This is a genomic window from Streptomyces sp. NPDC007162 (assembly GCF_040634175.1).
Classification (GTDB): Bacteria; Actinomycetota; Actinomycetes; order Streptomycetales; family Streptomycetaceae; genus Streptomyces.
In genome coordinates, this window is record NZ_JBEYFC010000278.1 from 1 (window position 1) to 11545 (window position 11545).

An 11545-nucleotide genomic window follows, 5' to 3' on the forward strand; every position below is an offset into this window, starting at 1 on the left:
GTGCTGCTGGCCTCGAACCGCAACCCGTTCGAGCCGTACGTGCTGATGCTCCAGCAGCTGCCGTACTCGGACATCCAGGTCCTGATCATCAACCAGGCGGCGATGTACTACATCGCGGCCATCGCGGTCGCCCTCGGCTTCCGCATGAACCTGTTCAACATCGGCGTCGACGGCCAGTACCGGCTCGCCGCCGTGATGACGGCCGTGGTCGGCGCCAACATCGGCCTGCCCGCGTTCCTGCAGATCCCGATGCTGCTCCTGGTCGCCATGTTCACCGGCGCCTTCTGGGCCGGCATCGCGGGCGTCCTCAAGGTCACCCGAGGGGTCAGCGAGGTCGTCGCCACGATCATGCTGAACGCCATCGCCACCAGCCTCATCGGCTACATCACCCTCTCGAACGTGTGGGGCGTCCAGGTCGGCAACAACATGACGACCGGCGTGATGAAGAAGTCCGGCTGGTTCCCCGGCATCGACCTGGGCTCCGACGTCGGCGAGATCTACGGCATGGTCTTCGTCGCCATCGCCCTCGGCATCGCCTACTGGGTGGTCCTCAACCGCACCCGCTTCGGCTTCGACCTGCGCGCCACCGGCGCCTCCGAGTCGGCCGCCGCGGCCTCCGGCGTCGACGCCAAGCGCATGGTCCTGATCTCCATGCTGATCTCCGGTGCCGTCTCCGGCCTCGCGGGCCTCCCGCTGCTGCTCGGCGACTCCCACACCTACAGCCTGGACTTCCCGGCCGGCCTCGGCTTCACCGCCATCGGCATCGCCCTGCTCGGCCGCAACAACCCCGGCGGCATCGCCTTCGCCGCCCTCCTGTGGGCCTTCCTCGACAAGGCCTCGCCCGCCCTCGACTACGCCACCCCGGTGGCGTACGAGAAGGAGATCGCCACGATCATGCAGGGCCTGATCGTCTTCTCCGTCGTCATCTCCTACGAAGCCGTACGCCAGTGGGGCCTGCGCCGCCAGCAGCGCCAGGTCGGCGCGGAGCTCGCCGCGGCCGCCGCCCAGAACACCAAGAAGGAGGTGGCGGCCTGATGTCCACCGCGACCATCGCCAAGCCGCAGGCGACCCAGCCCGGCAAGGGCGGCCGCCGAATGTCGCTCCCGGTACTCCTGCTGGTCATCGCGGGCGTGCTGGTCCTCACCTCGGCCGTGCGCCTGATCACCGGTGCCGACGGCATCACCTCGACCGGCCAGATGTCCACCGCGCTGCGCCTCGCCGTCCCGATCGGCCTCGCCGGTCTCGGCGGCCTGTGGGCCGAGCGCGCGGGCGTCGTCAACATCGGCCTCGAAGGCATGATGATCCTGGGCACCTGGTTCGGCGCCTGGGCCGGCTACCAGTGGGGCCCCTGGGTCGGCGTGGTCTTCGGCATCCTCGGCGGTGCGCTCGGCGCCCTGCTGCACGCCGTCGCCACCGTCTCCTTCAACGTCAACCACATCGTCTCCGGTGTGGCCCTGAACATCCTGGCCCTGGGAGCCACCCGCTACCTCTCGAAGTTCACCTTCGAGAACGCCGAGGGCGGCTCCTCCAAGCAGTCCCCGCCGATCGACTCACTCGGCACGTTCAGCGTCCCAGGCCTTTCCGACTGGCTGAACACGCTCAACGGGAAGCACTGGTTCCTGATCTCCGACATCGCCGGCCTGGTCGGCGGTCTGCTGACCGACCTGTCCCCGCTGACGGTCGTCGCGGTCGCGCTGGTCCCGATCACCTGGTGGGTCCTGTGGCGCACGGCCTTCGGCCTGCGGCTGCGCTCCTGCGGCGAGAACCCGGTCGCGGCCGAGTCCCTCGGCGTCAACGTCTACAAGTACAAGTACATCGCCGTGATCATCAGCGGCGGCTTCGCGGGCCTGGGCGGCGCGTTCCTGTCCATCGTCGCCTCCAACGTCTACCTGGACGGCCAGACGGCCGGCCGCGGGTACATCGGTCTCGCCGCGATGATCTTCGGTAACTGGATGCCGGGCGGCCTCGCCCTCGGCGCGGGCCTGTTCGGCTACACCGACAGCCTCAACCTGCGCGGCGGCACGGTGAACGTCCACGCGCTGATCCTGCTGATCGCGATCCTGCTGGTGTTCGGCGCGGCCTACCTCGCCTGGCGCAAGAGGTACGTCCCGGCCGTCATCACGATCGTCATCTCGGTCCTGATGTTCGTCTGGTACGCCTCCACCAACGAGGTCCCGCGCCAGCTCGTGACCGCGACCCCGTACATCGTCACCCTGCTGGTGCTCTCGCTGTCCGCGCAGTCCCTGCGGATGCCGAAGGCGGACGGCCTGCCGTACCGGAAGGGGCAGGGCAAGTGACCGCCGCCGGCTTCGACTGGGAGACCCTGCGGGCCGAGGCGCGGGAGGCCATGTCCCACGCCTACGCCCCGTACTCCGGCTTCCCGGTCGGGGTCGCGGCCCTGGTGGACGACGGCCGCACGGTCTCCGGCTGCAACGTGGAGAACGCGTCGTACGGCCTCGGCCTGTGCGCCGAGTGCGGACTGGTCTCCGAGCTCCAGCGCACCGGTGGCGGCCGGCTCACGCACTTCACCTGCGTGGACGGCACGGGCGGGCTGCTCGTCCCGTGCGGCCGCTGCCGCCAGCTGCTCTACGAGTTCGGCGGCCCGGACCTCCTCCTGGACACCCCTGAGGGCGTCCTGCCCCTCTCCGAGATGCTGCCCCAGGCCTTCGGCCCGGCCCATCTCACCAAGTAATCCCGTACGGCCCCTCCCCGCCCGTCCGCGCGGAGGGGCCGTGCGCTTCGCAATGCTTCGAAGGGAACGTCATGGCCATGGACGCCATCTCCGTCATCCGCACCAAGCGGGACCGCGGTGAACTCACCGACGAGCAGATCGACTGGGTCATCGACGCGTACACCCGCGGCGAGGTCGCCGACGAGCAGATGTCGTCGCTCGCGATGGCCATCCTGCTCAACGGCATGAACCGCCGCGAGATCGCCCGCTGGACCGCCGCGATGATCGCGTCCGGCGAGCGCATGGACTTCTCCGCCCTGTCCCGCCCGACGGCCGACAAGCACTCCACGGGCGGCGTCGGCGACAAGATCACGCTGCCGCTCGCCCCCCTCGTCGCCGCCTGCGGCGCGGCCGTCCCGCAGCTCTCCGGCCGCGGCCTCGGCCACACCGGCGGCACCCTCGACAAGCTGGAGTCGATCCCCGGCTGGCGCGCCCTGCTCTCCAACGAGGAGATGCTGAACGTCCTGGACACGACCGGCGCGGTGATCTGCGCGGCGGGCGACGGCCTCGCCCCCGCCGACAAGAAGCTCTACGCCCTGCGCGACGTCACGGGCACGGTCGAGGCGATCCCGCTGATCGCCTCCTCGATCATGTCGAAGAAGATCGCCGAGGGCACCGGCTCCCTGGTCCTGGACGTGAAGGTGGGCACCGGCGCCTTCATGAAGACCATCGAGGACGCCCGTGAGCTGGCCTCGACGATGGTGGGCCTCGGCACCGACCACGGCGTGAAGACGGTCGCCCTCCTCACCGACATGTCCACCCCGCTGGGCCTCACTGCGGGCAACGCCCTGGAGGTCCGCGAGTCCGTGGAGGTCCTCGCGGGCGGCGGCCCGGCCGACGTCGTCGAGCTGACCATCGCCCTGGCCCGGGAGATGCTGGCGGCGGCGGGCATCCACGACACCGACCCGGCGAAGGCGCTGGCCGACGGTTCGGCGATGGACGTCTGGCGCCGGATGATCGCGGCCCAGGGCGGCGACCCGGACGCGACGCTGCCGGTGGCGAAGGAGCAGCACGTGGTGAAGGCCGCCTCCTCGGGCGTCCTGACCCGCCTCGACGCCTACGGTGTCGGCGTCGCCGCCTGGCGCCTCGGCGCGGGCCGCGCCCGCAAGGAGGACCCGGTGCAAGCGGGCGCCGGCGTCGAACTCCACGCCAAGCCCGGCGACCCGGTCACCGCCGGCCAGCCCCTCCTCACCCTCCACACGGACACCCCGGAACGCTTCGAGTACGCACTCCAGGCGGTCGAGGGTTCGTACGACATCGCGCCGGCCGGCACGGACTTCACGGCGTCCCCCGTCGTGCTGGAACGCATCGCCTGACCAGGGGATCTCTCGATCGAGTGAACGGGATCGGCGGACCGACGCCGGTCCCGTTCGGCGTCACGATCGACACCGGGGAGTTCCCGGTCGACTGACCGTCCGTCACCCCAGCAGCGCCGCCACGACCACCAGGACCGGTACCGACAGCACCGTCGACAGCAGGATCGAGTCGCGGGCCAGTTCCTCGCCGACCCGGTAGGTGCCGGCGTACGTGTACAGGTTCTGGGCGGCTGGCAGTGCCGAGGTCACCGTCACGTCGAGCAGGGGCGCCCCGCGCAGGCCGAAGACCGCCGACGCCAGGGCCCAGGCGGCCAGCGGCTGGCCCACCGACTTCAGGGCCACCGACAGGAACACCGGGTGGCGGTCGCGGCCCCGGCCGGGGAGCGTGCTGCCCCGCAGGGAGATGCCGAAGGCCAGCAGCACCGCCGGGACGGACATGTTGCCGATCAGGGTCAGGGGGTCCATGACCGGGCCGGGGACGTGGATCCCGAGTCCCGAGACCGCGACGCCGGACAGGGAGCCCACGGCTATCGGGTTGCGCAGCGGGGTCAGCAGGCGGCGCCACCAGGGGCCCTTATCGCCCGCGCCCGACAGGTCGAGGACCGTCAGGGCGACCGGGGTCAGGAGCACCACCTGGAACAGCAGCACCGGTGCCACCAGGGACGCGTCGCCCAGCACGTACACCGCGATCGGGATACCGAGGTTGCCGGAGTTGACGTAGCTGGAGCACAGCGCGCCGATCGTCGTACGGCCCACGCCCCAGCCCCGTACGACACCCACCGCCGTGAACGCGCCCGCCGCCGCTGCCGTGGACAGGGCCGTCACCAGGAGGCGGCTGGAGAAGATCACCGCCAGGTCTGCCTTCGCGAGGGTGGTGAACAGGAGCGCGGGGGAGGCGACGTGGAAGGCGAGCTTGGTGAGGACCTCGCGGCCGTTCGCCCCGAGGTGGCCGCCGCGGCCGAGGACGTAACCGACGGCGATCACGATCGCGATCACCGCGAAGCCGCTCAGCACCCCTTGCACGGCACCCCCATGGCGTGCGCCGGGCCGTCGGGTAGCGGGGCGGGCGCTGATCTGTGGGGCATACACCTGACCCTCTGGTGCGGGTCAGGTTCAGGTCAACTCTGTGATCCTTGCGGTCCGTGTGATCTGCGCGGCCCCGTGGGGGCGCACCGCACCTGCCGATGAGTTGTCAGGCCGGCGCCGGTCTACCGTTCGTGGATGCCGTGACCCCCGCCGTGCTCATGCTGGCCGGCCCCGTCGCCAGGGACGAGGTGCCGGGGCTCTGCGACGACGTGCGGGCGCTGCTGCGGGGCGGCGGGACCCGGATCGTCGTCTGCGACGTCGGCGGCCTGGGACCGCCGGGCCTCGCGGCCGTCGACCTGCTGGCCCGGCTGGAACTGACCGCACGCCGGGCCGGTGGCCGGATCCGGCTGCGGGACCCCGACCCCGCCCTACGCTCCCTGCTCCGGTTCGTCGGACTCCGCATCGAGATGGAGGGGGAGGTCGAAGAGCGGGAACCAGCGCTTGGTGTCGAGGAAGAAGTGGAACCCGGTCAGCCGTCCGTCTGAGATCTCCAGGACCTGGATCGACCACGGGCTCCAGCCACCGGTGTCCGGGTCGGGCTTGTACTGGGCGAACCCGGGCAGGCCGTTGACCCGGACCGGGAACAGCCGGGAGCCCTCGCAGGCCGAGCCGAGGGTGGTCATGAAACCGGCGATGTCGTCGTGACCGGTGAGCCACAGGTCGAACGGCGGCATCGTCATGATGGCGTCCTCGTGGAGGAGCGCCGTCAGCGCCGTCATGTCATACCCCTCGAAGGCCGCGACATAGCGCTCCAGGAGCTTCTGCTGCTCCTCGTCCAGCGGGTCCGAGACCTCGGCGGCGGCACCCGACTGCTGCTGCTCGGCCAGCGTGGCCCGGGCCCGCTGCAGGGCGCTGTTCACCGAGGCGACCGAGGTGCCGAGCAGCTCCGCGACTTCGCTCGCCCTCCAGGCCAGCACCTCGCGCAGGATCAGCACCGCCCGCTGCTTGGGCGGCAGCTGCTGGAGCGCGGCCATGAAGGCCAGCCGGATGGACTCCTTGGCCACGGCCGCCTCCGCCGGGTCGTCCACGGCGGGCAGCACGCGCGCGTCCGGTACCGGCTCCAGCCAGGTGTTGTCGGGGCGGGGAGAGAGCGCCGCCCGAGCCAACGGCGTCGACTCGGAGAGGTCCATCGGGCGGGCCCGCTTGTTGCCCGCGTTCAGCATGTCCAGGCAGACGTTGGTCGCGATCCGGTACAGCCACGACCGCAGGCTGGAGCGGCCCTCGAACGTGTCGTAGCTCCGCCAGGCCCGCACCAGGGTGTCCTGCACGGCGTCCTCGGCCTCGAAGGAGGAGCCGAGCATGCGGTAGCAGTAACCGGTCAGCTCGGTCCGGTGCTTCTCCAGTGCGACGTCCAGCTCCGCGGTCGCCGTGCTGTTGGTCATGCCGTCCACCCACCCCACGTGGCCTTTTCACGCGCCTTCGCGCTCCAGCACTTGAAAGCTAGCGCAGGGGACTGACAATGGCGGCCGTTGTTCGGGAACGTGCAGGTTGGGGCGCTTCAGTGGGCGTCGGCCGTGATGTGGCGGCGGGCCGCCAGGGAGCCGAGGACCGTGATGGTCACGACGCCGGCTATCGCCAGGAGGCCGACGCTCACCGTGCCCGACCAGCCTTCCGCGTGGAACGCCAGCGCGCCGATCGTGCTGCCCGCGCTGGAGCCGATGTAGTACGCGGACTGGTAGAGGGCCGAGGCCTGGGCGCGGCCGTGCGTCGCCGTCTTGCTGACCGCGGAGGACGCCACCGCGTGGCCCGCGAAGAAGCCCGCGGTGATCAGGACGAGGCCGAGCAGGACCAGCGGGAGCGAGTCGGCCAGGGACAGCAGCAGACCCGTGGCCGTCGTGCCGCCGCCCAGGTAGAGGGCGCCCCGGCGGCCGAGGCGGCCCACCAGCCGGCCCGCCGTGGACGCCGACACCGTGCCGACCAGGTACACCAGGAAGATCGAGCCGATGATGCCCTGGGGGAGCGAGAACGGCTCCTCGGTCAGGCGGTAGCCGATCACCGTGTAGACGCCGCCGAAGACGGTCATGAAGAGCGCGCCGATCGCGTACAGGCGGCGCAGCAGCGGGTTCGCGAGGTGGTCGCGGACCGTGCCGAGCAGCCGGCGCGGGTGCAGCGAGCCCGCTGTGAAGTGCTTCGGCGCGGGCAGCAGCAGCCGGAAGGCCACCGCGCAGCCGACGGCGATCACGCCGATGGTGCCGACGGCGACCCGCCAGCCCCACTCCTGCGCCACCCAGCCCGTGATGACCCGGCCGCTCATCCCGCCGACGCTGTTGCCCGCCACGAACAGGCCGATGGCCGTCACCAGCGCCTTCGGGCGCACCTCCTCCGCCAGGTAGGCCTGTGCGGAGGCCGGCAGCCCGGCCAGCGCCGCGCCCTGGACGCCGCGCAGCACGACCAGTACGCCCAGCGAGGGCGCGAAGGGGACCAGCAGGCCGACGGTCACCGCCACCGCCAGCGAGGCGGTCATGATCGTACGGCGCCCGAAACGCTCGGAGAGCGCGCTCATCGGGATGACGAACAGCGCCAGGCCGCCGGTCGCCGCCGCCACCGTCCAGCTCGCGTCGCTCGCGGTCACCCCGAAGCCGTCGGAGATCAGGGGCAGCAGCGCCTGCGTGGAGTAGAGGAGGGCGAAGGTCGCGACACCGGCGAGGAAGAGCGCGAAGCTCATCCGGCGGTAGCCGGGACCGCCCGGGGTCAGCCGGGAGTCGGCGGCGGCGGGGGCGGACGGAACGGCGTCCACGACGGTGGACGCCCCGGTACTGGCGGGAGACATGCTTCGAACGTACGGACCCCTCCTTGATCCGTCCAATGCATGGAATCGTCATAATCGTTCCCATGGAGCATCAGCAGAGGTCGGCCGCGCGCCTGTCACCGTCCAGTGACACAGAAGACATGGCGATGTCGCTGGCTCCCCGCCTCGCGTACTTCGCCGGCGTGGCCCGCACGGAGCATGTCACCAGGGCCGCGCAGGAGCTGGGCGTGCCCCAGTCCACCCTCTCCCGCGCGGTGGCCCGCCTGGAGGAGGACCTCGGCGTCGACCTCTTCAGCCGGCACGGCCGCACCGTCTCCCTGACCCCCGCCGGCCGCACCTTCCTCACCTCGGTCGAACGTGCCCTCGCCGAGGTGCGGCGCGCCGCCGACGAGGTACGTGCCGACGCGGACCCCACCACCGGCAAGGTCGCCTTCGGCTTCCTGCACACCATGGGCGCCGAGACGGTCCCCGGCCTGCTCCAGGCGTTCCGGGCCGACCATCCCCGCATCCGCTTCAGCCTCGTCCAGAACTACGGCGAGGCGATGATCGAGAAGCTCCGTGCGGGGGAGCTCGACCTCTGCCTGACCTCCCCGGTCCCGGACGCACCCGACCTGGTGGCCCGCCGCCTGGACGAACAGAAACTCCGCCTGGTCGTCCCGGCGGACCACCGCCTGGCGACCCGCCGCCGGGTCCGCCTGACCGAGGCGGCCGACGAGACCTTCGTGACCCTGGAACCGGGCTACGGCCTGCGCCGCATCACCGACGACCTCTGCGAGGAGGCGGGCTTCAGACCCCGTATCGCCTTCGAGGGGGAGGAGGCGGAGACCCTGAGGGGCCTGGTGGCCGCGGGCCTGGGCGTCGCCCTCCTCCCACCACCCGCGTTCCCCCGCCCGGGAGTAGCCGAACTGACGGTCACGGCCCCGAGGGCGGCGCGGGAGATCGGCGTGGCGTGGCTGGAGGGCCACCCGGACACCCCGCCGGTGGCCGCCTTCAAGAAGTTCCTGCTGTCGAGACGGGGCAACCTGCTCCCCACCTAGCGACAGCGCGCCCCCTACCGCCTCAACGACTTGCCGAACCCCGCAGCCAACGGCATCCGCAACCCGATCGGCGGCGGCGCGGCCAGCGCATCCTCCACCGGCCGCGACACCGCACACCCGTACAACGCCCCCATCACGAAGTCCGAAGCCAGCGCGAGCACTTCGTCCCGGTGCTGATGCAACCCGTGCCCGTCGGAGTGCACCTCGAACCGGCACACCTCCCGGTTCGCCTTCTTCGCCCGCGCCGCCAGCCGGAACGACAGCTCCGGATCGGTCCGTTCGTCGTTCGTGCCGTGCACGATCAGCACCCGCCGGCCCACCAGCTGCCGAACCGGTTCCTCAGGCGCCGCCACATCCGCCTCCGGCAGCCAGGGGGCGATGGACACCACGGAGTTGACGGCCTCGTGGCCGCCCGCACGCAGCGCCGCCCGGCCGCCCATCCCGACGCCCAGCAGGCAGACGGGCACGTCGCCGTAGCGCCGCACCACCTCGTCGGCCGCCCAGTTCGCGTCGCCCGCGAGGTGCGCCTCGCTGCCGTTCCAGCCGCGGTAGCGGTAGTGGACGACATGCGCGGCGAGGCCCTCGTCGCGGCCGTCGCGGGCGAGCCTGCGGCCGAGCGCGCGGACGAACGCCGTCGCCCATACGAGGGACGGCTTGCGCGCGGAGTTCTCCTCACCGCCCGGGAGCAGCAGGACCGCTCCGCTCACCGCCGTAGGCTCCTGACCGACTGCCCTGCCCAGTCTGGCCGTTCGCACCGGTGTCGCTTGCTGTGCCATGACAGAACAGTGTCAGAAGTCGCGGTGGACTTGACCCGTCCGTGGGGTCACCGTTGCGTATCGGCGGAGGGGAAAAAGTCGAGTGCCGGGCGATCTACGCGCGTAGGAGTTAGAGTGCGGAAATGACGAGCCAGAGCACCGCGAACACCCCGACGCCGGACCAGATCCGCCGGGCGCCCAAGGTTCTGCTGCACGACCACCTCGACGGCGGCCTGCGTCCCGGCACGGTCGCCGATCTCGCCCGGGAGGCCGGGTACACCCAGCTCCCGGAGGGCGACCCGGACAAGCTCGGCATCTGGTTCCGCGAGGCCGCCGACTCCGGTTCGCTGGAGCGGTACCTGGAGACCTTCTCGCACACCGTCGGTGTGATGCAGACCCGGGGCGCGCTGGTCCGGGTCGCGCGCGAGTGCGCCGAGGACCTGGCCGAGGACGGCGTCGTCTACGCCGAGGTGCGCTACGCCCCCGAGCAGCACCTGGAGCAGGGGCTGACCCTGGAGGACGTCGTCGAGGCCGTCAACGAGGGCTTCCGGCAGGGCGAGGCCCTGGCCCGGGAGGGCGGCCGGCGGATCCGGGTCGGCGCCCTGCTCACCGCCATGAGGCACGCGGCCCGCTCCCTGGAGATCGCCGAACTCGCCAACCGCTACCGGGACCTGGGCGTCGTCGGCTTCGACATCGCCGGTGCCGAGGCCGGCTACCCGCCCACCCGGCACCTCGACGCCTTCGAGTACCTCAAGCGCGAGAACAACCACTTCACCATCCACGCCGGTGAGGCCTTCGGGCTGCCGTCCATCTGGCAGGCCCTGCAGTGGTGCGGCGCCGACCGGCTCGGGCACGGCGTGCGGATCATCGACGACATCCAGGTCCACGAGGACGGCACGGTCGAGCTCGGCCGGCTCGCCTCCTACGTCCGTGACAAGCGGATCCCGCTGGAGCTCTGCCCGAGCTCCAACCTCCAGACCGGGGCCGCCGACTCCTACGCCGGCCACCCGATCGGACTGCTCCGTCGGCTCCACTTCCGCGCCACCGTCAATACGGACAACCGTCTCATGTCCGGCACCACCATGAGTCGGGAATTCGAGCACCTCGTCGAGGCGTTCGGTTACACGCTCGACGACATCCAGTGGTTCTCCGTCAATGCGATGAAATCAGCGTTCATTCCTTTCGATGAACGGCTTGCCATGATCAATGACGTCGTCAAGCCCGGATATGCAGAGCTGAAATCCGAATGGCTGTTCCGGCAGACCGCATCCACCAGCGGTTCTGTCGACTCGGAGGGCTGACCGGGCGCTGTGGCGGGGGTCGGAATGCGGACGGGCTTTCACCATCCGTCCATAATTCGGTGTTTGCGGTGGGCGGTCCGCCGTGTTTACGGTCGTGGACCGCTCAGCATGTTATCGATCCCCTGTCGCCGCATTCCAAGGACGCATTAACGATGAAGCAGTCTGCTGCCAAGACCCTCGGTGTCGCCGCCCTCGGTGCCGCCTTCGCCGCCGTCGGCGCGGGCGCGGCCAACGCGGCCCCGGCCGTCCCGGACTCCTCCCAGGCCCTGGACACCGTCACCAAGACGCTGCCGGCCGAGAACGTCTCCAAGGCGCTGCCGGGTGCCGGGGAGGCCGTGACGCAGGGGCAGAGCGCCCTCGGTGCCGGACTGACCGCCGTTCAGCCCGCCGTCCAGCAGGTCCTCGCCGGCGGCCCGACCAAGCCCGTGGCCGGCCTCCTCGGCGGTCTGCCGGTGCAGGGCCTGCCCACCCACGGCCTGCCGGTCAACGGGATCCCGCTCGGCCGCCCTCTTCGTAGCCCACGTAGCCGGGGGGCGAACCGAAGAGACGCGACACCGTGTGCTTCTCGCT

Annotated in this window: 11 protein-coding genes and 1 pseudogene; 8 read left to right on the forward strand and 4 right to left on the reverse strand. The window is 71.2% G+C overall.

The genetic code is table 11. The annotated features are described in order from the left end of the window. From ABZ646_RS27955 to ABZ646_RS27970, 4 genes are all read left to right on the forward strand, one after another. Positions 1-1035, forward strand: a 1035-nt coding sequence (locus tag ABZ646_RS27955; RefSeq protein ID WP_360524469.1) for an ABC transporter permease, incomplete at its 5' end; no start/stop codon positions are given. Continuing rightward, a complete protein-coding gene (locus ABZ646_RS27960; protein WP_360524472.1) occupies positions 1035-2297 on the forward strand; it encodes an ABC transporter permease in 1263 nt (420 codons plus the stop codon). The genes ABZ646_RS27955 and ABZ646_RS27960, both read left to right, overlap by 1 nt. Then, positions 2294-2692: a cytidine deaminase gene (locus ABZ646_RS27965; protein ID WP_360524475.1), complete on the forward strand. Its 399-nt coding sequence runs from the start codon at positions 2294-2296 to the stop codon at positions 2690-2692. Before ABZ646_RS27960 ends, ABZ646_RS27965 begins: the two co-directional genes overlap by 4 nt. Before the next feature lie 71 nt (positions 2693-2763). Continuing rightward, a complete protein-coding gene (locus ABZ646_RS27970) occupies positions 2764-4047 on the forward strand; it encodes a thymidine phosphorylase (RefSeq protein ID WP_360524478.1) in 1284 nt (427 codons plus the stop codon). Between the two features lie 102 nt (positions 4048-4149). On the opposite strand, the gene ABZ646_RS27975 is transcribed toward ABZ646_RS27970, so the two are convergent. Continuing rightward, the gene (locus ABZ646_RS27975) at positions 4150-5070 is read right to left on the reverse strand and encodes an AEC family transporter (RefSeq protein ID WP_360524481.1); all 921 of its coding nucleotides are present in this window, start codon (positions 5068-5070) and stop codon (positions 4150-4152) included. Between the two features lie 161 nt (positions 5071-5231). On the opposite strand from ABZ646_RS27975, the gene ABZ646_RS27980 reads away from it, so the two are divergent. After that, positions 5232-5618: an STAS domain-containing protein gene (locus ABZ646_RS27980; protein WP_360524484.1), complete on the forward strand. Its 387-nt coding sequence runs from the start codon at positions 5232-5234 to the stop codon at positions 5616-5618. Here ABZ646_RS27980 and ABZ646_RS27985 read toward each other — a convergent pair. Continuing rightward, positions 5502-6515 carry a sigma-70 family RNA polymerase sigma factor gene (locus ABZ646_RS27985; RefSeq protein WP_360524487.1) on the reverse strand — a complete coding sequence of 338 codons (1014 nt, stop codon included), beginning with the start codon at positions 6513-6515 and terminating at the stop codon, positions 5502-5504. The two genes, ABZ646_RS27980 and ABZ646_RS27985, sit on opposite strands and share 117 nt — an antisense overlap. Positions 6516-6631: 116 nt before the next feature. Next, positions 6632-7903 (reverse strand): MFS transporter, encoded by a 1272-nt coding sequence (locus ABZ646_RS27990; protein WP_360524490.1) that lies wholly within the window; start codon positions 7901-7903, stop codon positions 6632-6634. Between the two features lie 62 nt (positions 7904-7965). On the opposite strand from ABZ646_RS27990, the gene ABZ646_RS27995 reads away from it, so the two are divergent. Then, positions 7966-8919 (forward strand): LysR family transcriptional regulator, encoded by a 954-nt coding sequence (locus ABZ646_RS27995; protein WP_360524493.1) that lies wholly within the window; start codon positions 7966-7968, stop codon positions 8917-8919. A gap of 14 nt (positions 8920-8933) precedes the next feature. On the opposite strand, the gene ABZ646_RS28000 is transcribed toward ABZ646_RS27995, so the two are convergent. Then, positions 8934-9695, reverse strand: a complete 762-nt coding sequence (locus ABZ646_RS28000) for an alpha/beta hydrolase (RefSeq protein WP_360524496.1) — start codon at positions 9693-9695, stop codon at positions 8934-8936. A gap of 122 nt (positions 9696-9817) precedes the next feature. On the opposite strand from ABZ646_RS28000, the gene ABZ646_RS28005 reads away from it, so the two are divergent. Both ABZ646_RS28005 and ABZ646_RS28010 read left to right on the forward strand, forming a co-directional pair. Then, complete coding sequence (locus tag ABZ646_RS28005; RefSeq protein ID WP_360524499.1) at positions 9818-10975, forward strand: adenosine deaminase; 1158 nt, start codon at positions 9818-9820, stop codon at positions 10973-10975. 152 nt (positions 10976-11127) lie between these two features. Then, a pseudogene (locus tag ABZ646_RS28010) lies at positions 11128-11478 on the forward strand (ATP-binding protein); the annotation flags it as partial. Positions 11479-11545: the final 67 nt, after the last annotated feature.